This is a genomic window from Nostoc sp. (assembly GCF_036919895.1).
GTDB lineage: Bacteria > Cyanobacteriota > Cyanobacteriia > Cyanobacteriales > Nostocaceae > Nostoc.
In genome coordinates this window covers 39,032-65,338 of sequence record NZ_JBALBW010000065.1, presented here as the reverse complement: position 1 = coordinate 65,338, position 26,307 = coordinate 39,032, and the positions used below count along the sequence as shown (strand labels likewise).

Annotated in this window: 23 protein-coding genes, 1 tRNA gene and 2 pseudogenes; 13 read left to right on the top strand and 13 right to left on the bottom strand. The window is 40.7% G+C overall.

Going from position 1 to position 26,307, the window contains the following annotated elements; all coding sequences use genetic code 11:
- The first annotated feature begins 179 nt into the window (after positions 1 to 179).
- The 4 genes from V7K55_RS11910 (at position 180) to V7K55_RS11895 (ending at position 3,877) form a co-directional block, all read left to right on the top strand.
- The gene (locus V7K55_RS11910) at positions 180 to 1,472 is read left to right on the top strand and encodes an IS1/IS1595 family N-terminal zinc-binding domain-containing protein (protein WP_334831423.1); all 1,293 of its coding nucleotides are present in this window, start codon (positions 180 to 182) and stop codon (positions 1,470 to 1,472) included.
- An 80-nt stretch (positions 1,473 to 1,552) separates the two neighbouring features.
- Positions 1,553 to 2,257 carry an SDR family oxidoreductase gene (locus V7K55_RS11905; protein ID WP_334831421.1) on the top strand — a complete coding sequence of 235 codons (705 nt, stop codon included), beginning with the start codon at positions 1,553 to 1,555 and terminating at the stop codon, positions 2,255 to 2,257.
- A 106-nt stretch (positions 2,258 to 2,363) separates the two neighbouring features.
- Positions 2,364 to 3,440: a 4-hydroxyphenylpyruvate dioxygenase gene (gene hppD / locus V7K55_RS11900; RefSeq protein ID WP_334831419.1), complete on the top strand. Its 1,077-nt coding sequence runs from the start codon at positions 2,364 to 2,366 to the stop codon at positions 3,438 to 3,440.
- Positions 3,437 to 3,877 (top strand): GNAT family N-acetyltransferase, encoded by a 441-nt coding sequence (locus V7K55_RS11895; RefSeq protein WP_334831417.1) that lies wholly within the window; start codon positions 3,437 to 3,439, stop codon positions 3,875 to 3,877. Before hppD ends, V7K55_RS11895 begins: the two co-directional genes overlap by 4 nt.
- A gap of 138 nt (positions 3,878 to 4,015) precedes the next feature.
- Here V7K55_RS11895 and V7K55_RS11890 read toward each other — a convergent pair.
- A pseudogene (locus V7K55_RS11890) lies at positions 4,016 to 4,294 on the bottom strand (transposase); the annotation flags it as partial.
- A 298-nt stretch (positions 4,295 to 4,592) separates the two neighbouring features.
- Between V7K55_RS11890 and V7K55_RS11885 the strand changes: the two are divergent.
- The 3 genes from V7K55_RS11885 to V7K55_RS11875 all read left to right on the top strand — a co-directional run bounded on the left by V7K55_RS11885 (position 4,593) and on the right by V7K55_RS11875 (position 9,106).
- The gene (locus tag V7K55_RS11885; RefSeq protein ID WP_334831415.1) at positions 4,593 to 7,103 is read left to right on the top strand and encodes a TonB-dependent receptor domain-containing protein; all 2,511 of its coding nucleotides are present in this window, start codon (positions 4,593 to 4,595) and stop codon (positions 7,101 to 7,103) included.
- Positions 7,104 to 7,177: 74 nt separating this feature from the next.
- Positions 7,178 to 8,368: an MFS transporter gene (locus V7K55_RS11880; RefSeq protein ID WP_334831413.1), complete on the top strand. Its 1,191-nt coding sequence runs from the start codon at positions 7,178 to 7,180 to the stop codon at positions 8,366 to 8,368.
- Between the two features lie 45 nt (positions 8,369 to 8,413).
- On the top strand, positions 8,414 to 9,106 hold the full coding sequence (locus V7K55_RS11875; protein ID WP_334831411.1) for an HAD family hydrolase: 693 nt from the start codon (positions 8,414 to 8,416) through the stop codon (positions 9,104 to 9,106).
- Between the two features lie 160 nt (positions 9,107 to 9,266).
- Here the strand turns inward: V7K55_RS11875 and V7K55_RS11870 are convergent, their stop codons facing one another.
- Positions 9,267 to 9,893 (bottom strand): CPP1-like family protein, encoded by a 627-nt coding sequence (locus V7K55_RS11870; protein ID WP_334831410.1) that lies wholly within the window; start codon positions 9,891 to 9,893, stop codon positions 9,267 to 9,269.
- A gap of 647 nt (positions 9,894 to 10,540) precedes the next feature.
- Here V7K55_RS11870 and V7K55_RS11865 point away from each other — a divergent pair.
- The gene (locus V7K55_RS11865; protein WP_094348795.1) at positions 10,541 to 11,260 is read left to right on the top strand and encodes a response regulator transcription factor; all 720 of its coding nucleotides are present in this window, start codon (positions 10,541 to 10,543) and stop codon (positions 11,258 to 11,260) included.
- Positions 11,261 to 11,826: 566 nt separating this feature from the next.
- On the opposite strand, the pseudogene V7K55_RS11860 reads toward V7K55_RS11865, so the two are convergent.
- A pseudogene (locus V7K55_RS11860) lies at positions 11,827 to 12,018 on the bottom strand (DUF2811 domain-containing protein); the annotation flags it as partial.
- A gap of 878 nt (positions 12,019 to 12,896) precedes the next feature.
- Here V7K55_RS11860 and V7K55_RS11855 point away from each other — a divergent pair.
- Complete coding sequence (locus V7K55_RS11855; RefSeq protein WP_334831407.1) at positions 12,897 to 13,085, top strand: hypothetical protein; 189 nt, start codon at positions 12,897 to 12,899, stop codon at positions 13,083 to 13,085.
- A 57-nt stretch (positions 13,086 to 13,142) separates the two neighbouring features.
- Here V7K55_RS11855 and V7K55_RS11850 read toward each other — a convergent pair.
- The 5 genes from V7K55_RS11850 to rsmA form a co-directional block, all read right to left on the bottom strand.
- A tRNA-Gly gene (locus tag V7K55_RS11850) sits at positions 13,143 to 13,214 on the bottom strand.
- A gap of 176 nt (positions 13,215 to 13,390) precedes the next feature.
- The gene (locus tag V7K55_RS11845) at positions 13,391 to 14,014 is read right to left on the bottom strand and encodes a sporulation/spore germination protein (RefSeq protein WP_334831405.1); all 624 of its coding nucleotides are present in this window, start codon (positions 14,012 to 14,014) and stop codon (positions 13,391 to 13,393) included.
- Between the two features lie 278 nt (positions 14,015 to 14,292).
- Positions 14,293 to 14,622 (bottom strand): DUF3082 domain-containing protein, encoded by a 330-nt coding sequence (locus tag V7K55_RS11840; protein ID WP_334831403.1) that lies wholly within the window; start codon positions 14,620 to 14,622, stop codon positions 14,293 to 14,295.
- A gap of 70 nt (positions 14,623 to 14,692) precedes the next feature.
- A complete protein-coding gene (gene ispE / locus V7K55_RS11835; RefSeq protein WP_334831401.1) occupies positions 14,693 to 15,646 on the bottom strand; it encodes a 4-(cytidine 5'-diphospho)-2-C-methyl-D-erythritol kinase in 954 nt (317 codons plus the stop codon).
- A 52-nt stretch (positions 15,647 to 15,698) separates the two neighbouring features.
- A complete protein-coding gene (rsmA, locus tag V7K55_RS11830; RefSeq protein ID WP_334831399.1) occupies positions 15,699 to 16,547 on the bottom strand; it encodes a 16S rRNA (adenine(1518)-N(6)/adenine(1519)-N(6))-dimethyltransferase RsmA in 849 nt (282 codons plus the stop codon).
- A 275-nt stretch (positions 16,548 to 16,822) separates the two neighbouring features.
- Between rsmA and V7K55_RS11825 the strand changes: the two genes are divergently transcribed.
- Complete coding sequence (locus tag V7K55_RS11825) at positions 16,823 to 18,157, top strand: pentapeptide repeat-containing protein (protein ID WP_334831397.1); 1,335 nt, start codon at positions 16,823 to 16,825, stop codon at positions 18,155 to 18,157.
- Between the two features lie 10 nt (positions 18,158 to 18,167).
- On the opposite strand, the gene V7K55_RS11820 is transcribed toward V7K55_RS11825, so the two are convergent.
- The 3 genes from V7K55_RS11820 to V7K55_RS11810 are packed head-to-tail and all read right to left on the bottom strand — an operon-like array spanning position 18,168 to position 20,622.
- Positions 18,168 to 18,782 (bottom strand): Uma2 family endonuclease, encoded by a 615-nt coding sequence (locus tag V7K55_RS11820; protein ID WP_334831395.1) that lies wholly within the window; start codon positions 18,780 to 18,782, stop codon positions 18,168 to 18,170.
- A gap of 50 nt (positions 18,783 to 18,832) precedes the next feature.
- Positions 18,833 to 19,606, bottom strand: coding sequence for a type I methionyl aminopeptidase (gene map / locus V7K55_RS11815; RefSeq protein WP_334831393.1), 774 nt, complete (start codon positions 19,604 to 19,606; stop codon positions 18,833 to 18,835).
- Between the two features lie 20 nt (positions 19,607 to 19,626).
- Complete coding sequence (locus V7K55_RS11810; protein ID WP_334831391.1) at positions 19,627 to 20,622, bottom strand: Gfo/Idh/MocA family protein; 996 nt, start codon at positions 20,620 to 20,622, stop codon at positions 19,627 to 19,629.
- 454 nt (positions 20,623 to 21,076) lie between these two features.
- Here V7K55_RS11810 and V7K55_RS11805 point away from each other — a divergent pair, with 454 nt between their 5' ends.
- Complete coding sequence (locus tag V7K55_RS11805; protein WP_334831389.1) at positions 21,077 to 21,376, top strand: ferredoxin; 300 nt, start codon at positions 21,077 to 21,079, stop codon at positions 21,374 to 21,376.
- 239 nt (positions 21,377 to 21,615) lie between these two features.
- Here V7K55_RS11805 and V7K55_RS11800 read toward each other — a convergent pair whose 3' ends face one another.
- On the bottom strand, positions 21,616 to 23,364 hold the full coding sequence (locus tag V7K55_RS11800; RefSeq protein ID WP_442949086.1) for a SpoIID/LytB domain-containing protein: 1,749 nt from the start codon (positions 23,362 to 23,364) through the stop codon (positions 21,616 to 21,618).
- A 115-nt stretch (positions 23,365 to 23,479) separates the two neighbouring features.
- On the opposite strand from V7K55_RS11800, the gene V7K55_RS11795 reads away from it, so the two are divergent.
- Both V7K55_RS11795 and V7K55_RS11790 read left to right on the top strand, forming a co-directional pair.
- Positions 23,480 to 23,743, top strand: coding sequence for a ParB N-terminal domain-containing protein (locus tag V7K55_RS11795; RefSeq protein ID WP_012410090.1), 264 nt, complete (start codon positions 23,480 to 23,482; stop codon positions 23,741 to 23,743).
- Positions 23,744 to 23,861: 118 nt separating this feature from the next.
- A complete protein-coding gene (locus V7K55_RS11790) occupies positions 23,862 to 24,353 on the top strand; it encodes a Dps family protein (RefSeq protein WP_094329375.1) in 492 nt (163 codons plus the stop codon).
- A gap of 240 nt (positions 24,354 to 24,593) precedes the next feature.
- On the opposite strand, the gene V7K55_RS11785 is transcribed toward V7K55_RS11790, so the two are convergent.
- Entirely contained in the window at positions 24,594 to 26,219 is a 1,626-nt protein-coding gene (locus tag V7K55_RS11785) for a S8 family peptidase (RefSeq protein ID WP_334831386.1), read from the bottom strand.
- Positions 26,220 to 26,307 lie beyond the last annotated feature (88 nt).

Genomic DNA, 26,307 nt, shown 5'->3' with positions numbered 1-26,307 from the left:
TTCTTGAGTTCTAGCTATTCAGAGGGCTATGACATAGTGCAAGTAAAAATTAAGGTTGAATTTAATTTCTGCTTATTTTGAGTTCTTCTTGTTTTGGGCAATGCGGACGGAGATTGACAGTCTCTTTTTATACGATATACTTAAGGGTAAGGATCTGCCTAGACCACCTGAATCATAAGATGAAATGTCCTCTGTGCGAATCAACTTCATATTATAAAAATGGTCGTTGCAATGACCAACAGAATTATCTCTGCAAAAATTGTGGCAAACAATTCTTTGAGTCTGCATTACCTTGTTCCGTGGAAATGGACTTGCTTGCTAACAGCAATGGACATACGAAAGTATCTATAACTGATGCGGCGCAACTTTCTTTAGTAAAAAACCTGCCAGAAGAAAAAATCACAGAGCAAGGTCTTAACTCTTTTAATTTTATATTAGCCGAAGAACTGCTGCAAACTAGATTATCGCCTGATTGCTTAGAATCTGCTGTGTTCAGCCAGTTGCTCTTAAAAATTCAGCAACAAAATGAAATTAAAGATAAGTTAGAAACAGGGATATCTCTTTTACTTTTGGATGCAGAAAACTTAAAATTAGATATTAATTCAGAATTATTTTTAGCCAGTATTTGTGAATTTTCTCTCCAAGTTAAAATTGCATTTGCTAACTGGAAAAATCCCAGTATTGGGAAGCAAGATATTGAACTATATAACCGTGGCTATCAACTTGTCCATGTGCCTGAAGGTAAGAATGGTGCTGATGCAAAAATGATTGCATTCGGTGCTTGTGTCTTACGCTCTTATCCAACAGTTAAAGAAATATTAGTCTGTTCTAGCGATGGAATTTTAATTCACCTCTGTAACGAACTCCAAAACCAGGGATTGATTGTCTATTGGGTACGTAGACAAGGGCAAAATTTGCATATAGAAAATCGGAATACTGGTAAATTAACTGATTATTCCTTAGCAGTTACAACAGAAGTTCCATCCTTTGAAAAAGTCAAAGTGGCTGATACAATTCAATATTTAATAAAAAGTGAACAGGAATCAATCAATGCTAGATTAGACAGTTTAGTGGATGTTGCGACTTCATTTCAAGAAAAATGCAATATTAATATTCAAAATAATTCAAATCAACTAAGAGAAGAGAAAGTTATCCCTGTCTTAGATAACTCTTTTACAGAATCTAGTCAAGAAGTAAAAAAAGAAACTTCCGCACAAGTTTTTAATGAAAAAATGTTAGATAAATTACTATTAAAAATTATTCAAGACCTACAAGCCAAGTCTCCTAAAACTAAATTATCTGTGTCCCAATTAGGTACAGAGATACGGAAAATCACCGGAGAATCACCCAATTCAATTATTCAAAAATTAAACTTAGGTTCTAGTTTTCTTAAATATCTAAAATCGTCTCCTACATTTACATTAAAAGCGAATGGCAAGGAATACGAGGTAACAGCACTATTGCGCGAGTAGATGCTTTCTGGATGTTTACGACAATCTGAGCCTGTAATTCAGTACTATGTAAAAAGATGTAAAGAAATATAAATATTGCAATGCAGGATAAAGTTGTCGTTATTGTCGGTGCTACTGGTGGTATAGGTTCAGCTTTAACACATAAACTTGCGCCCACCGGAGTCCGGTTGGTATTGGCTGCCAGAGGTGCAGTTCGTTTAACAACACTAGCTACTGATTTACCAGGGGAAGTTTTGACTGTTCCCACTGATATTACTGACCCCCAACAAGTAGATACTTTGATAGAAAAGACCATCGCGGCGTTTGGTCAAATCGATATTTTGGTAAATGCAGCTGGTGTAGGTATACTCAAGCCTTACAACAGCTTAGAACCTGCTGATTTAGACAAGATGTTAGATGTCAACTTAAAAGGCAGCTTTTATACTACCCAGGCGGCTGCTGAAGAGATGCAAAAGCGCAAGTCTGGTCACATCTGTAATGTCGTAGGAATTCTAGGTAAGCATTCAATGGGGATGGCAGCAGCTTATTCGGCTTCTAAGTTTGGTGTTGTCGGTTTTAGCAAGTGCATGGCAGAAGAACTCAAGCGTTTTGGTATCAAGTTCACGCTATTCTACTTTGGTGGGGTAGATTCTCCTTTTTGGGATAATGTCAACCTAAAAGTAGACCGGAAAAAAATGCTCAGTCCTGAAACTGCTGCCAATGCGATTTTCTTTGCCCTTTCTGCCGAACCGCAAGCTGTGCCAATGGAAATTAATATTCAACCTGATAGTCATTTGTTCTTTTAAAGAGGAAGTGCGCCTAGATAATTCTTGCTTAGGAAGGACGTGAAAATCTAGCAAAAAAGGCAAAATTTACAGATATATAAACTGTTATGCTGGATTTTCAATATCTATGAAAATTGATCGTGTTCATTTCTATGTAGAAGATGCCAAAATGTGGCGGGATTGGTTTGTACACCATCTTGGTTTTAAATCAGTAGCCGATCGCAGCAATTCATTTCATACTTGTACAGAAGTGGTGAAAAGTGGTGCTGTTTGCTTTTTTCTATCTTCACCACTGTTACCCACAAGCCCAGTAGCGGAGTTTTTGCGTAACTATCCCCCTGGTGTGGCAGATGTCGCTTTTGCTGTAGAAGATGTGGAAACTGCGATCGCACTTGCTGAAAAACACGGTGCGACAATCCTTCAACCCATTCAGGAACGTCAAATAGGTACGACACTTCTCAAATGTGGCAAAATTGCCGCCTGGGGTGGATTGACTCATACGTTGATCGAAAGGTCATTTGCCAGTAATCATCCGTCATTGGTTTTTGACAAAGGACAAATGACAAATGACAACACTATTACTGCTATAGATCACATAGTGCTAAATGTGGCAGTTGGGGAATTGGATCGTGCTGTCGCTTGGTACGAAAATATTTTAGATTTTCAACCCCAACAAGCATTTAAAATCAAAACCAATCGTTCTGCTTTACACAGCCAGGTGATGGTTTCACATAACGGCAGCGTCCAATTGCCAATTAATGAACCAGCTTCCAAAAATTCTCAAATTCAGGAATTTTTAGATGTCAATCGGGGGCCAGGAGTTCAACATATTGCCTTACAGACAACTAATCTTGTCAGTGCGATCGCTAAATTTCGTGCCAGTGGTCTATCCTTACTCTCAGTTCCCCAAAGCTATTACTCGCAACTCAAACAGCGTCCAGGACTTACACTATCACCCTTAGAACTTGAAGCGATCGCTCAACAAGAAATTCTTGTAGACTGGCAAGAATATACTCCTTTAGAGGGAGGAAATACCGCACCATTATTATTACAAATTTTTACCCAGCCAATATTTGAACAGCCAACATTTTTCTTTGAATTTATTGAGCGTCGTTTCCAAGCTAAAGGTTTTGGCGAAGGTAATTTTCGCGCCTTATTTGAAGCCATTGAAAGCGAACAAATCAAACGCGGTACTTTGCAATGATGCCTGAGTACAAAATATCAATTGAAATTCAGCCAGACTCCAAACAAATTGATTTTATTGACAAGCAACTTCATGATTTCAATGTAGGCAAAATTGGAGATTATCAATATACGCCACTATTTCTATTACTTCGTGATTCAGAAAAAAATGTCGTGGGCGGCTTGGAGGGTTTTATCGGCTTGGGATGGTTCCATATTCGTACTCTCTGGGTTGCAAAGGAGTTAAGAGGTTATGGATATGGAAAAGCACTTCTTTTCGCTGCAGAACAGGAGGCTGTTAATCGTGGTTGCTTAAACGCATATCTTTTCACTTACAGTTTCCAAGCTCCTGAATTTTATCAGCATTTGGGGTATGAAGTTTTTGGAGAGTTAGAAGATTTTCCTCCAGGTCATCGTCGATACTTTCTTAAAAAGAGTTTACAAAAAAACCTTAGCTAGACTTGAATAATCTCGAAAAATAGCCATACATCTGAGATAAACTTAATAAAAATTAACATTTTCTGCCGATGCTAAGATTTATTACTGACTTTGACGGCCCAATTATTGATGTTATTTTAAGCTGTTACGCAGCTAAATTTAATAAACAGCATTACCCTTATTTTTAATCTTGCGCTCCCATTTAATAATAAGACCACCCTGATTTAGCAATTTATTTAATAATTCTTCTAGCTGTGATACAGACTCGAACAATCTATGAGCTATATATTCTTTTGCTGAATGTCAAACCAATTCAATTAAATTATAATCTGGACTATATGGCGGTAAAAATTCTAGGATAATATTTGACATTTATGCCTCAATCTTCTCTAAGATATATTTTCTTTTATGGAAGCTGGCATTGTCTAGTGATAATAGCTATTTTCGCCGAACTATATTTAAATTATTCAATTGGTTTTCCTTGCTCTAGCTATTCTTGTAAGAGAAAATTATTCAAAGATTTAATTATAGCTTAGTTACTTAATTTTATATTATACAATCAAGCTGTGTATCAGCTTAGAACGCGATTTAGAAGTTTGACAGTTTGTCATTTGACACATTTACCACAAAGCCAAACAATTTAGCATATAAACGCTTTAGTCGATTTGCTACTAAGAGCTTTAATTTTGTCAACTTTTATTGACAATTTAAGATTACTTTTTGGTATGAGGATTAAATGAGGAAACTGTATCTACTGGGAAATTTAGGACTAGCTATAATACTTGCCATATTTATAAATCAACAAGCTTTAGCTGTAACAAAAGAAGATCAAATTCCCCAACTTTCAGATATTAAGCTTCCTCACACAAGTGTCAAGGAGTGGCTAGCTCAACAAGAGCAGTCTAATATTTTAGTAACAGGGATAAAGTTGAATCAAACGGCTAGTGGGTTGGAAGTTATTTTAGAAACATCTGCATCTGACAAGCTGCAAACCACAACTAAAATAGAAGGTAATAGCTTTATTGCAAATATTCCCAATGCACAACTGCGTTTAGCAAGTGGTAATACCTTCCGTCAAGAAAAACCAGTTGCGGGAATTACGGAAGTATTGGCGGCAAATCAGGATGCAAATAGTATCCAAATTACTGTAGTGGGAACAACTCAGACCCCAAAAGTCGAATTATTTGACAGCGCTGAAGGTTTAGTTTTAGGGGTGACACCAACAACACCTGAAACTCAACCATCAACCAATAGCCAAAAACCTAATGAACCAGATATTGAACTAGTAGTTACCGCCCAAAAACGACCGGAAAATGCACAGGATGTACCCATCAGTGTTACGGTAATACCTCGTCAGGAAATAGAAGATGCTCAAATAAATTCTTTTGGTGGTATTGCCAACCAAACGCCCAACTTTAACTTTTCCTCCACATCTTCCGGTGGTACTGAGTTCAATACTTACAGTTTGCGGGGTTTAAACAATCAAAATTTCCTTACCGCTCAGGATAGTGTAGCCTTTTACATCGATGATGTTCCAATTGACTATAACGGCTTTCTAGACCTGGCTTTACTCGATCTAGAACGAGTAGAAGTGCTAAGAGGCCCTCAAAGTACGCTATACGGACGAAATAGTTCTGGAGGGGTCGTCAATATCATTTCTAGACAAGCAACTCCAGAACCAGAAACACGAATTAGTGCAAGTTACGGTAGATATAACAGCCGCGAATTGCAATTCTCTCTCAACGATGCTTTGGTTGACGATAAATTATCACTGAGAATTGCGGGAGCCTACAGAGGACAAGATGGATTTATTAGGAACCTGGCCACAGGTAATGAAATAGGCGAGCGATCGCGCCTAGCAGCACGAGCGCAACTTTTGTGGACACCTTCACCGGACTGGACAGTATCTTTTAATAGCTATAACAGCTTTACAGATGACGGTAATCCAACTTATAACAAGCTAAATCCTTCTGACCCATTCGAGGTTAATTTACAAACCGAAGGATATAGTAAGCTAGATACAAATACTCAAGCTCTCAAAATTGGTTATAACGGCGAGGGTTTCCGAGCCACATCCATCACCGCACGTCGTTTTACCCGTCAAGAAAACGTTGTTCCGGGAAGCACAGGAGCGATACAAATTATTGATGGTATTGACTCCACTTTATTGACGCAGGAATTACGTTTCCAATCTCCAGAAACGGCAGAGCGTTTTCAATGGTTATTAGGTGGTTACTACGAATCTCGCAACTTTAACGTTGGTGATGCTCAAACCGACTTTCCTGGATTTGGACGATTTAGACGGACTGGAGACGATTATCGTCAAACCTATGCGGTATTTGGACAAGTAGATTATAAGCTTATAGAGCCATTAACCGTATTTGCTGGTTTGCGTTCCGAATCTAGTGATGCATCTTCAGATAGTACTTATGAGTCAGTAAACGCTGACGAAACTCTAACTCCACTGCGTCCGGCATTTAACAATGAAAAAGTCAGTAATAATGCCTTGATTCCCCGCTTCGGTTTGAAATATCAATTAAATCCTAATTTAATGGGATACGTGACTATTGCCGAAGGTTACAGACCCGGTGGATTGAACTACCGCGCTAATAGCGAAGCAGAACTGCGATTTGGAGAAGAAAAAACCTGGAGTTATGAAGTGGGTTTGAAATCTTCTTGGTTGAATAATCGTTTAATTGCCAACCTATCAGTCTTTCACAACGATGTAAATAACTATCAAGTTTTGCAATATGACCAGAGTGGTTTTTTTGGGAGTGTTAAAAACGTTGACCTCAAAGCCACAGGAGTAGAATTTGAACTGACAGCTAAACCAGCTAAAGGATTCGATTTAATTGCATCATTTGGTTATGTAGATAGTGAATACAAAAACTACTTTAATTCCGATACAGGTCTAGACTTAAGCAACAATCAAGTTCCCCTAGCACCACAATTTACCTATAATTTAACGGCTCAATATCGCAGTCCGGGAGGTTTATTTGCTCGTGCAGAATTGCGTGGTTATGGGATTACTTATTTTGACGATAATAACCAAATCAAGCAAGAACCTTATGCCTTAGTAAATGCCCGCATTGGTTACGAAGCCAAGAAATATGGCATTTACTTATATGTAAACAACTTGTTTGATACTCGCTATATCACCTCTGGATACTCATTCCCAGTACCGGATGGAACCGCAGGATTTGGCGATCCTGTAACCTATGGCGTACAAATTAAAGTTAATTTCTAATTTAGTTGTTGTGGCGATAGGAAAAATTATCTTTCCTGTCGCTATTTTTGATTTGTTATCCTCCGCACATCGCCATGCTTGCTAAATTAATCCTCCTCGCCGCACTTTATACTACTCAATTCATTCCGACAACCTTTTTTATCCAAACCGTACCTGTTTTTATGCGACAACAAAATATGTCGCTGGATGCTATCGGGTTGTTAAGTTTTCTCATTCTACCCTCAGCGTTAAAATTTCTGTGGTCGCCTTTTATTGACCGCTACCGTTTGCCAAAGTTAGGACATTATCGCGGTTGGATTATCTGTTTTCAAGTTTTGTTAGCGCTTGTAACATTTGGATGTGCATTTATTGATATTCGAGAGAATTTCAATATCTTAGTTTTTTGTATGTTTCTCGCTTTTTTATTTTCCTCCAGCCAAGACATTGCAACTGATGCGTTAGCAGTAAATTTGCTCGAACCGCGAGAAAGAGGATTAGGAAACGCTATTCAAGCCGGGGGAAATGTTTTTGGCGGAATTATTGGTGGAGGTGGAGCGCTGATTCTACTAGATAGAATCGGCTGGCGGTATAGCTTGATAATCATGTCAGTTATAATTTTACTGACTTTAATTCCAGTACTATTGCATCAAGAACAAGTTAGTAATAAATCTCAGAAATCGAACTTTTTTAAATCTTATTTTCAACCTTTTATCAACTTTCTCTCGCGTCCCAAAGCATTACCGTGGCTTTTTGTAGTATTGCTATATATGGGAGGCGAAATGATGTCAGGTACAATGCTTCGTCCACTTTTTGTTGATAGAGGCTTATCGCTCTCAGATATTGGCTTAATGTTGGGTATTGTCAGTTACAGTGTCCGTATTGTTAGTGCTTTGATTGCAGGAGTTTTGATTACCCACTTGGGAAGATTACGTTCTCTAGCTCTATTTGGCTTTGCCGCTAGCATGGTGACACTTTTGTATATCATACCTGCAATTGGTATCAGTAGTTTACCCGTGCTGTATGCTGTGTGTATAACAGTCAATGCAGCCCAAAGTATGGCATATACTGCATTACTAAGTGCCATGATGGATAAATGCGAACCTGCAACAGCCGCTACTGATTATACATTTCAGGTATCAGTAGTATACATTGGCGGAATTGCTGCTTCAGTTCTTAGCGGTGCGATCGCCAGCGCTACGGGATATACGTTTATGTTTATCATTAGTGCAGCCTTGAGTTTATTGAGCGTATTACTAATAACCAGAGTTGATGCTCTCGAAAAATAGCCAAACATCTGAGATAATTTTAATAAAAATTAACATTTTCCGCCGATGCTAAGACTGATTACTGACTTCGACGGCCCAATTATTGATGTTTCCGAACGATACTACCGCGTTTATCAATTCTGCTTAGAGAAAACCCGTCGCCCAAACCAAGTAGTGCAAGAACTTCCGAAAGCGGAATTTTGGCAGTTAAAGCGATCGCGCATTCCCGAAAAACAAATCGCTTTAAATTCAGGGTTAGACGAAGCCCAAGCCCAAGAATTTGCCCAGTTGCGGCGGGAAACTGTGCATACAGAACATTATTTCAACTATGATACTCTCGCGCCTGGTGCTGTGGATGCACTGTTAAAAATTCAACAAGCTGGAATTGATTTAGCAGTTATGACTATGCGCCGAGTTCGAGAACTAGATTATGCTTTTAAAAAATACGATTTAGGGAGATTTTTCCCAGAAAATCGTTGTTATTGCCTCAGTAACGACTACGTTAAAACTCGTGATATTGAAGATAAGCCTTTATTAATGGCTAGGGCATTACAAGAACTGCCCCCAGCAGCTGATACTTGGATGGTGGGAGATACGGAAGCCGATATCACTGCTGCTAAAAATTATAGTATTAAGGTGATGGCTGTGGAATGTGGTATCCGCGATCGCACCCAATTGGAACTCTACCACCCTGACTTAATCGTTAAGGATTTCAGCACTGCTGTAGATTTAGTTCTAAAACCTAAACGCCTTGTCTAAAAAGGCTTTGTAGTTGCAACAGACAGATTGAATTAATCAGTATTCAGCTTGCAAATTAAAGTAGGAGTCAGAATGGGTATTCTGACTCCTGAACCTCTTATTTGAGAAGAACACACAAAAGACATGTATTCTTTATAGAAACTTGCTTACAGTTGGCGGTTTACCGGAGAAAGCTACTAACCAACCACAATAATATAAACGTCACTACAGTAGAAAACTGATTCGTTCCCAGAGTGATGAACGATATTTGTGGTAGAAGCCAGCTAGCAACTAGTCCCCCAGCGATTAAGCCTATGATTAAACTTATCAGGGTAAACAAAACTGCCCGGCCAAATTTGCCTTCTTTGCGATTTAGAAAGTAAATACTGGTACCTACCCCAACCACCAATGCTAACTGCAAAACCTGCTGGCCTCCCTCTGGGTAAAACAAGCTGATAGAACTCAAACCCAGAAACCAAGCTCCTGGTAAAAGTATATCGGCAGGTGTTGGCTGATCCAGCATCCGTTGCAGCCATGCAGGTGACTGCTCACGAGGAGTTGGACTCTCTGTAGGAGGTGATTGCACTCGCAACTCTGGAAACCGGATACGTTCAGGGACTTTAATTTTACCTTCCTGGCGCATCCGTAAGCGATCCATTAAAATCGCATCGTAAGCCGCTTCAATTACTTCTAAATGCTTGGCATCGCCACCATGTTGCTCGAATAGGCGATTACGAGCATCCTGAATTTCATCGAAGCTAGCCTCTTCTGATACCCCAAGTTTTTCGTAGGGATTTTGATCGCTCATGGGAGTTTGTTACTTCAGCCTCAGTCAGCAGCAGTCTTTTGTCGAATAAAAAAACAGCTTTAGGTTTTTTTGGTCGAAACTAAAGTCCCAACCTACTTTGTGCCCTACGAGGATAGTAGCACGTGTTAGTTTGATTTGCTTTGTAATTTCAACTATAGTCACTTTAACATATCGCTATAACTCCGTGTATACCCTCATGTCGATTGTCTAATTCTGGCTCTAATCTAGAATTTGAACGGAGAGTACCTAAAATGCATAGTTTTTATGAAGAAATCTACTTTACTGTTTCAAATTTGGCAACTTACAGTGCCTTAGTAGAGTTTTTTTAATTATACTGAATAATCGCTTGTGGTATATATCCGCATATCGATTTAAAATTGAAACGTTTTAAGTTGCCACCTAACTGGGATTGAGAAGGTGTTTTGGTGTCAAGAACTATTGCGGCTAAAGTCAGAGTACTTATATACTGTGGCTAACATGAGTTTCACGTTCTCATCGCCTACAATCTCGATCGCAGTATTTATTTTTAAACGATCGGGATTCTCATACTGTAGCTATGTAGATTCTTAGTTAGTCCCAAAGTGGCAACTGCGTTTTTACGCAACCCCTCTTGTTAATCTTACGAATTTTTGTGCAAAATAATGGTCATGGCTCCTGCCAAGATTCTTGTAGTTGACGACGACCCTGCGGTTCGGAATTTAATCCAACGCTTTTTGATTAAGCAGAACTATCAGGTGGAGGCTGCCGAAGATGGAAAGACAGCCTTAAATCTATTTGAGCAATTTAACCCTGATTTGGTGATTCTAGATGTGAATTTACCAGATGTAACAGGGTTTAACCTCTGCCAAGAGATGCAAAGTCGTAATGGTGTTTTTGTTCTGATGTTGACTAGCCGTGCTGACGAAGCTGACAAAATTCGCGGCTTTGCTAAAGGTGCTGACGACTATCTCACCAAGCCTTTTGGACTAGGAGAGCTAGAAGTCAGAGTCGGAGCTATTTTAAGACGTCAGCGAGTGATAACTACTGCCGAGCAGAAACGCTTGGTATTTGAAAAACTGATGATCGATCCGGTGCGGCGGGAGGTAGCACTTAATAACCAAGCAGTACCTTTAACTGCTCTGGAATTTGACTTGTTGCATTTTTTAGCAAGTCATCCAGGTCGAGTTTGGCGGCGTGCAGAACTAATCCAAGAGGTATGGGACTATGAATATGTCGGCGACCAACGGGTTGTAGATGTACATATTGGTCAAATTCGCAAGAAGATTGAAATTGATGCTAGTCAGCCAGCATTAATTCAAACTGTACGTGGCGTAGGGTATAAGTTTGAATCTCCTGCTCACCCCCAACATCTGGAAGCAAAGTCCTGAGTTTATAGTCTAGAGTTTTTTAACTCTTGACTGTTAACTCTTGGGGTAATGATTTAGTGAATTTTTTTCGGCTTTAGTAAAAGACAAATTTAGACAATCGAACATAGGTAGATATTGCTCAAATACAGACCAGGCTGTTATTTGAGATATTCGTTTATCTGTTTAAAATAGTGGACAAGGAAGAGAGTCCACTGGAAAATATTTCTTAGCTAAAGCTGGTTAAGTAAGTGCGTATGTAAAAACATACATTGTCATTGCGTTCGTCCTTGGCGTTCCCGTTCGCGTAGCGTCTCCGAAGGAGAAGGGTACTAAGTGAAGCAATCCCAAGCCTTTGCGATTGATCACTTGGCTCCACTCTACTCGCAATGACAATGTATATTTAATTTTGTATTGCTTCAACCGTAAAATTAAGACCTAAGTACAAAGACAGGGGCATTTTTTTAATTGATAGGGCACGGTAAACCGTGCCCACATTAGGCTATGAGCCAAAATAACGCCCGTACCTATGGGGTGTCTAATAGATTAGCTGTTGCGGGTGAATCGATGACAGGCGTTTCTACTGAGGAGTGGTGGAACAAAGTTTCCAGATAGACTCGGGCAGCACGGCGATCGCTATCTCCATTTTGGAGTAAAAACAATGATAGTGCCGCCGTCAATACCCTGTTCTCATCCCAATCAGGATGGGTTTCTAAGTAGTTTTTTAAGGATTCGTGGAGTGTTTCGGGAATTTCTGTAAAGATGCTAACCGTTGATTTCATGAGATTTTCCTCCTATGAGGATAATCAAGAGGGACAAGTTGCTTGCGGTGAAGTGGCAATCAGGCTTCCTCACCACTCTTTTGCCAGTTCGACAATCTGCGCTTACATCTGGTGGTAATATATTTTACACATTTGATGCCAACGGTTGAACGAATTACAAAAGCAAGCCGAATCATTGTGCGCTAAGAGGGGGTGGGTTTGTCAATGCTGCGAAATGTTAAAAACGATTGTATAAAAAATAAATCCGAACGAAATAATCAGCACTTGAGTCTATTTTTCGTTACTTTTATTTATAAAAACTCAGTCATTGAAGTTCCTTGGCACTGTTAATTCACAATCCCCAGCCAGAGGGTAAGAAGCCCATTAGTTCGTTGTCAGCCTGTGGAAAACTGCTAAAATCCCTGTGGAAACCCTGTGGAATGAGTGAGAAAAATAGCAGCCAATGATAAGAATTACAAAATAGTCATGGTTTCATGACATTTAAGCTTAAAAAATTATCTTCTTAATCTCGGCTATCATCGTGGCTGCCTTCGATACATCCCCAAGTCTGAATTTTTGCGTGGTACTGGCTTTACCCCGTTTTATGCCCCTATCTTTTTTGTCAGCTGATTGAGTGTGATAAACCTAGAAGATAAATCACGGGTGGAGGAATCATCGGGTTATCCCGTGCGTTTATAACGCCTGGTATTCCTAGTGTTCTTGTTTCTTTATCGCGTTTCCCGGTCTGGTGAGATACAAGAACCCCACCCCCAACCTCTCCCCGCAAGCGAGGAGAGGGCTATGATATACCTGATTAGGAAAAGCTATATGGGCAGAGAATTAATAATGGAATTCTACCGAAATATGCAAGAGCATCATCTCAACAAAGCGCAAGGGGTATGACAAGCAATGCTAACTACAATGCAAAAGAGCGATCGCTATCATCTGCAAAACTGCTGACTGACAAACTAGCTTTAACCCTCCCAAAGAAGCTTGGTGGTGGTCATTGCAACTCGAACGCAAGTCAGATAAATTTTGGGATGGGTTTGATTGGTTTTGGAGTGCCGTTTCTGTCTTTAATTTGTTAAAACTGACACCAATTTTTTAGAATTGACAAATAATTAGTTAATGTACCTAAGTTTTAAAGCGGGTGATGGGACTCGAACCCACGACGATCAACATGGGAAGATGACATTCTACCACTGAATTACACCCGCGAATTGCTGCCAGATAATTTAAATATAAGAGCAATTATACCACTATTTATAGCTGTTTTCAATTGGCTAGAATATACACTGTTTTAATAACTGCTGATGGATATTTTTATCTGATAGCTGTTCAGATTGAAAAATCTTTTTAGCTACCTAATGACAGCACTTACTATCATATTTAACTAAAGAACAATGTCCTTACCTGCCTCGGTGAAGCGAACCTCTTTTATATTCCATTGAGCATTACTAGTTAAGGTTTTGCGGAGACTGCCAAACAGAGCAAACTGTTCGCAACTAGAAAGAGAAGCTAATTGCCGCTTCGACTCAGGAGATATTCGCAAATCAACTGTAGCAATGCCATTTTTGATATTGACACGATATCCAGACAAGCTAAAATCGCTTGTATCTCGTTTCTCTAAAATTTTACTTACTGCATTTTTCACAGGTTCTTCGGCTGGTATAGAAACCTTTTCGGGAATTAGTTCTTGGCACTGGGCATCACTTGTATATAGTGTGACATTAGTAGTTTTGCCAGTAACAGCTTTAGTTGATGAGGAAGGTGTCTTTTCTTTGGGAGATTCTGGACTAGGAGATTTTTCTCTCAACTGAGCTACGCTAGGAATCTGGCTGGGAGTTTGAGAAGAGACGCTATTCGTTGGTGTTGTCGGTGTTGTCGTAGGGGATGGCGTTCCGCTTTCAATATTACGAACGGTGGGGTTAGAACTACAACTGCTGAGGCTGACAAAGATTGTCGCAAAAATAAGGGGTAAAAAATATTTTTTGGGTGTGTTCATAATTTTGCTCATACATAAATGATGTTGTTGCTATCAACTTCAGTGTCGCTGGAATGAATTCCGTATAAAATTGTTAATTTTCGGCCAGTCTATAAAGTGTCAACCCGAAATCTGTTAAAGTCAAAGGTTACACTATACACCCAAATTAAAAAATCTCCTTTTTAAAGAGCGATATCTGACAACAAACCACTTTTAAAAAGCTTGACTATAAGAAGGACGAGTGTAGCAAAGGAAATATTGACGCTAAAATATTCTAGACTTTAGTTGTTAATTCCTATTAACCCTAATTGCTAGTTTTCACTACTTTTTTGCTTAGTCAACTCTTGAACTAATAATTGCACTCCCAAAGCCAACAAACCAATTGCTACTATACCAAATATCCCGCTTCCTAAAGCAACTACACCAACAACCAAAGTCCGAACAGCAGAAGAAATCTTAATTACCAATGGATTAATTGAATGGACAGGTTTAGCAGCAAAATTTGTAGCGATCGCAATCATCAGCGAATACATTGCATATCCCATTCCCCCAGAAATTACTGCCCCAGTAAAACAGCGTAACGGACTCGCTGTTGCCGGTGTTTTAGTTTCTGTTTGTGGTGTTAAATTTTGGTCACTCATACTATTTTCGATTGGGCGATTTAAAATGTTCTTGTCTATTGCCTTCGCTTCATTAGCGAAAAATAATTATTTAAACAGACAATGACACTTTAATACCATGTGTGATTGTCCGAGTTACAAACAATTCCAAATCTTCATCAAGAATTGCTTCCCTGACTTGCCGCAAAACTAGTTCTGCTTGCTGTTGAGACTCAAACAGAGCAAATACTGTTGGCCCAGAACCAGACATCATTGTTCCTAAAACGCCTTCTTGATTTGCAAACACTTCTCGTAACTGCAAGACTTGGGGATAGGCTGGCAATACCACGCGCTCTAAATCATTGTGCAATTTTTGGGCAATTTCTCTCGGATCTTTATCCAGGATAGCTTTAACTATTGCTCCTGAATGAACTGCGTTAGCACGTGCTGCCAAGTTATCACTATCTCTAATATAAGAATGACCAAATTGCTGCCGATAGGTTTTGTATGCCCAAGGTGTGGAAACTTCCAGACTGCGGTATTTCCCCAATACTATATATATATTATCTAAACTCGGCAGGGGAGAAAGTTGTTCGCCTCTACCTGTTGCGATCGCAGTTCCACCCGCTACACAAAAGGGGACATCTGAACCAAGTGTGCCTCCCAACTCCTCTAATTCTGACTGAGTTAATCCCAACTTCCACAGTAAATCTATCCCTACCAGCACAGCTGCTGCATTAGTCGAACCCCCAGCCAACCCAGCCGCTACAGGAATCTGCTTATTGACGGTAATCTCCACACCCCCATATTTAGCGAAGGCTTCGGGAAATTGCTTTACCATTAATTCTGCTGCTCGGTATGCCAGATTACTTTTATCTGTCGGTACTTGTGGGTGGTTGCAGTGAACGCGAATGCTGTCAGTGGTGATAGAACGCACATCAACTTGATCTGCAAGTCCAATACTTTGAAGTATCATGGCTAACTCGTGATAGCCATCGGGGCCATCGCCAATGATTTCCAGATACAAGTTGATTTTAGCAGGGGCAATTAGGCTGTAGGAACGCATTTTATAAGAATGGGGAATGGGGGAATGGGGAATTGGAAATTGGGAATGTCCCCTATTCCTTGCTGCCCACTCCTAGTTCATTTGCTAGAATTACCCATTGCTGAACGCTGATATCTTCGGCTCTGGCTTGGGGATTTATTTTTAATTGTTCCAGTAAGTGGCTCAAGCGATCGCGTTCTATAACAGATTGCAAATTATTTCGTAACATTTTGCGCTTGGCACCAAACCCCAGTTTTAAGAAAGTCTCTAACTGTCGGGGATTAAGTGCTGGTATTTCTATTTTTCGGGGGCGCAATCGCACCACTGCTGAATCGACTTTTGGCGGTGGATGGAATGCGGCTGCTGGAACGGTGCAAATTAACTCACACTCGGCCAAATACTGGACCCGCACGCTCAACGCCCCAAAGGTTTTTGACCCTGGTTTAGCATACAATCTTTCTGCGACTTCTTTTTGTACCAACAACACTATTGAGTCAAATGGTTCGGGGTTGGGGTTGGCGATCGTCCCCAGTAGTTTTTCAATGATTGGCCCTGTAATGTTGTAGGGAATATTGGCTACTACTTTATTTGGCTTTTGGAAATTGGGAAAGGCTACCAAATAAGATGGTAAATCTAGGGTGAGAAAATCGCCTTGCAGCAATAAGAAATTTTCAGTCTTGCCCAGTTGTTTTGACAACAGGTGGCATAAGTCGCGGTCTATTTCAACTGCAATCAGAGATTGGACTAAGGGCAATAAACGACGAGTTAGAATGCCGGTTCCAGGGCCAATTTCTAGGACGCGTTCGCCCTTGGCGTTGGCGGAGCCATCGCTTTCTGTACACTCTGCTGCTCGAATAATTGCGTCGAGTGCCTTTTCACTTTTGAGCCAATGTTGAGCAAAGACCTTACGCGGTCGGATCATCTGTATTTATTGCCTAGTCTAGTTTTTCGCTTTTTCTCAAAAACTTATTATAAATTGTGAAATCCGTCTACAGCGCTAGACTCACTGTAACGGATTTTGAACGGGTCGGGAATGTTGAAAAATTGCTAAAAGGACAATATTGTGGAGGCTTTAGCAAGTTCAACAGCTGAAATTTCAGAAACTTTGAATCTAGCGAAGCGAAATCTTAAGTAGTTCATGAATTTTCTGCGGTAGGAACGCTGCATAATTTGGATTGAGGGAGCAAAATAGAAAACATGACAATTGAATCCGATTCCCCTAATCTACCAACCCCAGAACCAGTTCCTGAAAACGACTTACAACCGGATGACTTTGACGGTACTTCAACTAAGAAAAACTTAACCTCAGAAGTACTAGCGGTGATTGGATCTTTACAATCTCCGCAACATACAATTGCTCTACAACAAGCCCGTTCCGAGTTCAAGCAACCCATTACCAACCAATTCACAGTTAAACCGAGAGCATTGCTAATTACTCTAATAGCGATCGCCATCACTTTCATCGGAATTATCTTCAATAACTGGATCGTCGGCATTATTGGAACGCTGATAGCTTTGCTGTTATCTTTAGCGATATTATTGCCCTGGTTCCAAGAAGTTTTCAACGAGTGGTTTTCACCCCAAGAACGCACCCTGTTTGTGGCCTTTTTGGGACTAATAGTAGCGATCGTTGGTTTGATTCGGTTCACAGGTATAGGCGATCGCTTACTTGTTGTAGCACGCCAAATTAACTGGGCTATTGCTGGAACCCTAGCAGATTGGTTTGGCGCTTTGGGACAAATTCTCATCGCCATCATTGCCGTCTATGTAGCTTGGCGACAATATGTAATTTCCAAAGACTTGACAATTCAGCAAAACCTACTCACAGTTCAGCAAAATATTATTACCCAGCAACAAACAATTGATTCCTATTTCCAAGGTGTTTCAGACTTAGTATTAGATGAAGAAGGATTATTAGAAGATTGGCCTCAAGAAAGAGCGATCGCTGAAGGACGCACTGCGGCAATTTTAAGTAGTGTCGATGGTAGTGGTAAAGCAAAAATTCTCCGCTTTCTCTCACGTTCCAAGTTGCTGTCACCTCTAAAGCGCGATGGTCGATTAGGTCGAGCCATTCTTGACGGAAGTGGCGGATATGCAGAAGACCGCCTAGAAGGTGTGCGCGTCATCGATTTAGGCGTAACGCTAGCCGCAGCAGACCTTTCTGGTAATGATTTGCGTTGGACTGACCTAAGTGAAGCAAATCTTGTCCGCGCTAATCTGGTTGGTTGTGATTTAGTTAAAGCTAACCTCTCCCGCACAATTTTATATTACGCTAATCTTAGCGGTGCTGACCTGAACGGGATTCGCTTATTCTACGGTACAGTGGACAAAGCATCACCCCGGAGTCGGACTGAACGACCAGATTATGAAACCGGCGAACACACTGGCGCTGTGGTAGAAAATGCCGATTTCAGCAATGTGCAACGGATGTCTGAGTCGGCGCGTTGCTACTGTTGCAGTTGGGGTGGCGAAAAAACGAGAGTTACTATCCCTGGTGGTTGTGAAGGTATTCCGAATAGGTTGGGAAAATAGTTATAAAAAATTAGTTAGCCGCATTAAAAATCTGCTGTGCAGTTAAATTTAATTGAGGAAAGGTAGGTGATGAAATCGCGGTGTTACCTTGAAATGATGTCATTTGATATTCACCATCAACTAATTCGCATACAAAAATAGTAGGTTGTTTGGGATTACCGATAAACTTTCTTGCACCCAATGCAGCATAATCAGCAATCCAATATTCGGGAATGCTCATTTCCTCATAATCCCTAAATTTATTGTAGTAATCATCTCGCCAGTTACTTGAAACAATCTCAATAACTATTGGAACCGATGCTGCTTGGCTTACTGTTGACTGTTTTTGAAAAAGCGGTTCATTCTCGAGATTATCAAGATTTAGCAGCAATACATCAGGCGAGTAAGCAGATTCGGCAGAAGGAGTTTGGATCAATACGGTTTTGGGAATTCCGTAGGGTAAATCAAGACGATCAAACTCTACGGTTAATTTCCGCGACAAAAACGCAATAACTTTCTCATGGGAACCAATTGGGGGTGGCATTTCAATAATTACTCCTTTGTGCAATTCATAGCGTTTTCCATCATTGGGATACCATTCAATAAATTCATTGAAGGTGAGTAATTTGGGCAACACTTGGGTCATAATCTTACCTCCATATTTTGCTTTATTTTTAACTTTTAACTTTTATCTTTTTACTTTTTAACTTCAGGTAAAGTTAGAATTTCAACGCCATCTTCAGTTACAGCTAAGGTATGCTCGCATTGAGCAGAAAGCTTGCGATCGCGCGTTACCGCAGTCCACTTGTCGCTGAGAACTTCGACTTCGTAAGTACCTTCATTGATCATTGGCTCAATAGTAAAAACCATCCCTGGTCTGAGACGCTTACCCTTCCCACGTGTACCATAATGCGGAACATCCGGCGCAGTATGAAAAATATTACTGATGCCGTGTCCAACGAAATCTCGCACTACAGAAAAGCCTTGTCCTTCAGCATACTCTTGAATAGCTGCACCAATATCGCCAATGCGTCCCCCAGGTTTAACTTCAACAATACCCAGGCGCAAACACTCCTCTGTCACCTCTACCAGCTTCCTTGTTTTTGCCGAAGGTGTACCAACAAAGAATGTCTTAGATGTATCGCCGTGATAACCTTCAACAATGGGCGTTACATCAATATTGATAATGTCACCTTCTTTAAGAATCTGCTTGGCATTGGGAATGCCATGACAAATTACCTCATTTACACTGGTGCAAATCGATTTCGGATAACCCTTATAGCCAAGGGGTGCGCTTTTTGCTCCATGCGCTTGCGTCCAACGTTCGGCTTCATCATTTAGTTCTAGAGTGCTAACCCCTGGTTTGACAAACGGTTCGAGATGCTGAAGAAGTTTGGCTGCTAAACGCCCAGCTTGACGCATTTTCTCTATTTCTCGTTGGGATAAAATAACAATTAGTTCAGTTTTCATTAACTTTTATCTAGACAAATTTACATAAACATAGTGAACCCTGTCTGTGCAGCTCTTTGAGCAGCATCAGCAACCTTTAAGGTATATAAACTCTCCTCTGGGGTAACGTACAAAGGAGTGCCATCAAAAAGATGATCTAACACCATATTTGTGTCTTTGGCAAACAAACCCCGCCGAGGGCCAACCTCTATAGTTGTTGTTTCCCCTGGCTGGATGAAAATTCCTGTGTCGCCATCAAAAATCAAACCACCCTTTTCCCCGTGAACTTCAAACTTGCGTTCTGATTGCCATATACTTTCACCTTTGCCATAAACTACTTGGGCTAAAAGTCCACTGTTAAAACAGATTTCGCTAGTGCAGAAACAGGTTTGGTAATATTCCGGTTCTATTTCCCAATATCGCTGGTGACAGTTAACAGTAAATACTTTACCAAATAAATCGGTGAGGCGATGTAGGCGGGACAGCCCCCCAATTAAGGGAAAGCCGAATAACTCGTGGTTATAAGTCCATTTGCGAGGTGCAGGATTTTGGGGATTGATGGTGCTGTAGCGAACATAAAACACTTCACCAATTTTGGCTAAGTTTTGCTTTAAGGCTTGATGCAAGCCACCCAAAAGTTCTAAATGTTCTACGTGCAGGAGTTTTTGTTGTGTTTTGGCTAAGGCAATCAGTTCCTCTGCTTCGACTACATCCAACGAAAGGGGATACTCTACAATTACATGTTTGCCGTTGGTAAGTGCTGCACGAGCGATCGCACCATGATCTCGATTCACAGTGCAAATTACCACCAGGTCTACATCTTCACGCTTTACTAGCTCTTGCCAAGAACTCAACGCTTCAATTGGGTACTCTTTGACAAAGGCTTCTGTTTTTTCTGCGGTATGACCAACAACTGCAATTAACTGCGATCGCTCATCATGGAGCAATGCCTCAGCCCGGAACTTTGCCGCATACCCCGTACCTACCAAACCTACACGCACTCTTGCTTTTTCCAAAGCTGCTCCTGAATTATACATGATCCTGATATATAAAAATTTGGCACAAACCCATTATGTTACGTACTGACAAATAGGTTTTTGTTCGTCTTTAAATTCTCGGAGTTTTTGGAGAAAATTTTTTGATTTCAAATTTTTTCAAGTTTCTTGATTGTCTTGACAAAAATCTTATCTTATGAATGAAAAGTCATTTGGTAAATCTAAATAACATCAAATTTAATCATAGTTACTTAGCTAAAGGATAGTTTTTTATTATCACAGCCCGACTATGGCAGTAAATACATAAATAAAACTTATCGGGATTAAGCAACTAAATTTCATTACTAATCGGGTTCAATTTCCAGTTACATCGTTTAATTTTTCTCGTAGTATCAGAATTGAAGCAAATATAAACTAGCGGCTAATTCCACAGAACAGCCGCGACCTTTGGCTTAAGATAACTTATACTGCCGTTCAGAAAAGAGAGGATTATTCAATGCCAACTTATAAAGTGACACTAGTCAACGAGGCTGAAGGGCTGAACACAACCCTTGATGTTGAGGACGATACCTATATTCTAGACGCTGCTGAAGAAGCTGGTATTGACCTGCCTTACTCTTGCCGCGCTGGTGCTTGCTCGACTTGTGCAGGTAAACTCGTATCAGGTACAGTCGATCAAGGCGATCAATCATTCTTAGATGACGATCAAATCGAAGCTGGATATGTACTGACCTGTGTTGCTTACCCAACTTCTAATCTGACAATCGAAACTCACAAAGAAGAAGAACTCTATTAAGAGCAAAACTAAATAGCCAAAAACCTATTTAAATTGGTGATTATAGTTGCTCAACTTCTTAACTGAGCGATCGCCACAAGTCTCAATCTTAGAGGACTAAACACCAAGTTGTGTGTGCCTCTTAAAGCCTCTTTGACAAAAAACCTGATTTCCTATTAGGCAGGAACACCAAATTTACTGTGTTCCTGCTTAATTTTTATTCCTACCTAAAGATAGATGCAAGTTAAATGGCGATTAGCTTAAGGTTTAATCTCTTTATTAAGAACTCGAATCTCAGTACCAGGATAGTAGAATTGAAGAATTTTTGGACTTGACCAACCTAATTTTGCTAGATTTTGAGCGCCAGTTTGACTTAAGCCAACTCCATGTCCTAATCCACCACCAATAAAAGCGTATCCCCACAGTTCAGCTTTGCCCTTATTCAGAGGTTCTAGGTAAAAAAGCGTACTCGTAGGAGCAGCAAAGGCACTGCGAACTTCGTCTTTGTGGAGAATAAAGGTGCTTTTATCAGTTTTAACTGCGAGTTCAAGGATGCGTCCGCTCTCACTCCGCTTCACTACTGCCATAGCCTGAATTGTCTTAAATTTGGCATGGGGACTGTTTTTCACCTGCAAAAATTTCTGTAAGTCCTTGATGATATCCTTTAAAGAGGTTTCCTTATGCCAACGAAACGCATCCCACTTGCTCTCATTAAATCCTTGTTGGATACTAATAAATTTCTGGAAGTTCTTTTCATCTGCCAAACTTTGCTTAGACAAGTCCCAAAAATTAGTCGCAGCATCTAGTACAGGGCGCAGATAGGGGCGATCGTCGCCATTCCAGACATCGCTGAAGGAAGCAGTAACGCCACCTGTGGTGGAAGAATACAGGGCATCTACTAGTTCGTTTTTATAAGTTACTACCTTACCTCTGGTGGAGGCGATCGCTCGATCTGTTTTAGCAGCCGCTCCATTTAGCCCATAATAAACTTGGCAGTGAGTATCAGCACACAACTGATAGTTATCTGCGGCAAACCTGCGTAAATTTCTTAAAGCATAAGTCCGGGCGAGAATTGCTTGGGCTTCTAGCGCCGCAGTTGGTGCATCCGTGCCTATTTCGTAAGGTACAACCCCACGTAAATAAGTTTCTAAGGGGACTTGGTTAACTAGAGTGTATGTGCCATAGGCATTTGGCTGCAAATTCAGTTGCCCAGCATAAAGACGAGCATTTTCTGGTTTTTCGCTTTTATTCACCCGAATCAAGTTTTTATCAGTGCTGATTTCTAAATCATTTGGGCTATAGCGTTTACCATCTACCACCCAACTAACTTGCGGCACTTGTTTTAAGACTTTAGTATCAAGATATACTTTTTCTTTAATAGAAGCTTGGATGTTCTGCAAAAGCAAGCGTCGCAGTAAAGGAGTGCTATAAACATCTCGTTTAGCCCAAACCTGCCAGCGTTCTGGCTGGGCTATTTCCACTTCTATTCCCTGAGAACGCCATTTGTTAGCACTATCTTCCGCAGTTTCAAAAGTGCGGTATGTGCCTAAAACTACCATTTCTTCAACATCTGGCTGGGGTAAAGCTTGCATGACTGTTTCCAGCTTTACGGGGTTCTTTGTTACCAGGGTTTGCAGCTTGTTGCCCACTTGAAATTTTAGCTTTAAGCGATCGCCTTTTGTGGGTTCCAGTTGCAGTTTGGCTGTGGGTTGTGAGCCAAATCGCTGCACAATCCCAATTTTCAATTCCATACCCTGGATGTCGCTCTCAGGCCCTGATGCAGCAGTCAGACCCAATAGACAAAATGTTGTCAGCACAGTGTGGGAAAAACGCCAAAACGAAAATTTCATGGCTACCTGATAGCATTCGCACAGCGTCTCGTAGAGAAGCGGTAGTAAGTAATCCTTCGCGTTGGCGGTTCCTCTTCTCGCAGAGAGCCTCTTTTGCCCCTTAATGCGGCGTTGGAGCTGATTTTCCAATTGCTTTGCAGCGCGGTCTTTTTGTCGCATGAGTGCTCCAATGATACCATTACCAGTTTTGCCCCAAATATCCATTGCAAAACAAAGTCATAACGACTATGATTTACTTAAAGGTACAAAACAGAACTAGTTGGATAAACTCCTTATGGTTAGAGTCCAAGAAATTCCATTAAATCAGATAAAACGACCATTGCCCCGTGCAAACGATCCAAATAAAGTACAAGCCTTAATGGAATCGATTGCGGAGATTGGGCAGCAAGAACCTATTGATGTCCTAGAAGTAGATGGACAATATTATGGCTTTTCTGGTTGCCATCGGTATGAAGCTTGCCAGCGTTTAGGCAAAGAAACCGTTTTAGCCAGAGTCCGTAAAGCACCCCGCAGCGTTTTAAAGATGCACTTGGCATAGATAATAGGCATGGGGCATGGGGCATGGGGAATAGGGACTTAATTTTCTTGCCAATAGCCCAATTCCTAATGCCGAATTTCCAATCCCCAATTACATATAACCTAATTAGGAGAAAATTATGTCATCGAAAGTAACAGTCAAAAATGTAAATATCGGCATTGACGAGGCTAGTAGGGCTAAAATTGCCGAGGGTTTATCTCGTCTGTTGGCTGACACTTATACACTGTATCTGAAAACTCATAATTTCCATTGGAATGTAACGGGGCCAATGTTCCAAACCTTACATTTGATGTTTGAAACCCAGTATACAGAATTAGCCTTAGCAGTTGATTTAATCGCCGAGAGAATTAGAGCGCTTGGCTATCCCGCACCAGGAACCTACAGCGAATATGCCAAACTGAGTTCGATCCCAGAAACACTCGGAGTTCCTAAAGCTGTGGATATGATCCGCTTATTAGTGGAAGGACAAGAAGCCGTAGTCAGAACTGCACGGTCTATTTTCCCCGTCACAGAGGAAGTTAACGACGAACCTACTGCCGATTTATTAACTCAACGGATGCAAGTACACGAAAAGACAGCTTGGATGTTGAGAAGCTTACTGGAAGAATAGGGACTAGTACCGCAAGGCAGAATTCAAAATTAATGCGGCGTAAGCGTTTCGTTGATTTTGAATGGTCTGTTTATTTCCGGCGTGTTGTAAGCTAATCGGCATTTAAATTGCATAATCAGGGCGCTCATGTTGCCTACCCCACAAGATATTGAGCAAATTTGAATATGCAAGTTAGATGTGTTCTAGCTTACTAGGGTGTGTTTTCAAACTATAACCACAATTGAAAACACGCCCTAGCATTCAGCTAAACTTGCGATCGCTCGAAGAGGAAAAGCGTAGGCGTAGCCCGTCGTTCGCGTAGCGTCTCGCAGAGAAGATATCGCTTTCATCAATGGCTAATCCGTTATTACCTTCGTCTGTATTTGTCCCATCTGTTGGGGAATTGAAATCAGAATTACTAAAACTAGCGATGGTTTCTGATGTCAGATATTTTACTGTTTCTGCGTAGATGCCTAGTACCTTGTCGTTAGACATTGCTTGACTCACTAGAGAACTAACATCATAGTTATTAAAACTAGAAATTGTCTGTGACGTGAGATTATCGGCAATTTGTCCATAGACGCGTAGCAGATTGTTGTCAGAAATCACCTGCCTTGCTAGAGAACTGACATTAGAAAGATTTAAACTAGGGTTTGTAACTTGTGGACTATTTCCTGCGGTATTTGCGATCGCTTGACTAACTAGAGAACTGGCATTAGAAAGATTTAAACTAGAGTTTGTAGTTTGTGTACTATTTTCTGCGGTTTCTGCGATAATCTGCCGTACTTGGGCATCAGTCAGATTGTGGTTAGCACTAAGCATCAGAGCAACTACACCAGCAACGTGGGGAGTCGCCATAGAAGTACCGCTATAAGTGGCATATTTATTATTTGGAACCGATGAATAGACCTTAACTCCTGGGGCTGTGACGTAAGTGATTTTATTCGTTCCAGAACGGTTAGAGAAGTCGGCCAAATTGTTATTGCTATCTACTGCTCCAACGGCAATTCCCGACTTGGATGCATAGCGGGCAGGATAACCTGGTGATGAGTCACCATCATTACCTGCTGCCATGACGACAATCACTCCTTTACTGCTGGCATATTTAATGGCTGACTCCAGAGTACTGTTGGAAGATGAGCCTCCTAAACTGAGGTTAATCACATTCGCTCCATTATCCACAGCGTAGTGAATACCTTTAGATATGGAACTATAGGAACCAGAGCCAGAGTCATTCAACACTTTGACGGGCATGATCTTGGCATCATAAGCAATACCAGTGACACCGTAGCTATTATTTTCTCCTGCGATCGTGCCGGAAACATGAGTGCCATGACCGTTTTTATCTAAGGTGTTGTTGTTTTTGTCGGCAAAGTTCCAGCCCGAAACATCATCAACATAGCCATTACCATCATCATCTATACCGTTACCTGGAATTTCCTTGGTATTCGTCCAGATATTATTTTTTAAATCCTCGTGGTTGTAGTCAACCCCAGTATCTAAAACAGCAACCACGACTCCCTTACCTGTATATCCGCGTGCCCAAACTTCCGGTGCTTTAACGAGGTCTGCTCCCCAATTATTGCCGCCAAGATCGGGAACATCAGCAAAAGTATTCTGACCAGCAGCTTTAGCCACTGCTGCTGCTGCATTAATTAAGCCATAGCCGTTGGTGGAGTTATAACTTTCCGTGCTAAAAGCATTAGTCGTAGAGTCACTATTATTTAGCAACTGCACATCAGAATCAGCTGAATTGTAGCTACTACGTCCGCTTAAGTTGAGACTAGAGCCATCCTTAGTATTAAATGTATCTAATGAAGAGGTTGAAGTAAAATTTAAGCTTTTATTAGTAGAAAAAAAGTTGTTATTCGTCTTATCATTGAGCATAATTTTTTCTCAAAATCAGCAATTTTTTTTACAACTAAAATATTAAAATTTCTGCAAAACAAAAACTTTAATATGTAAATTAGCCGTA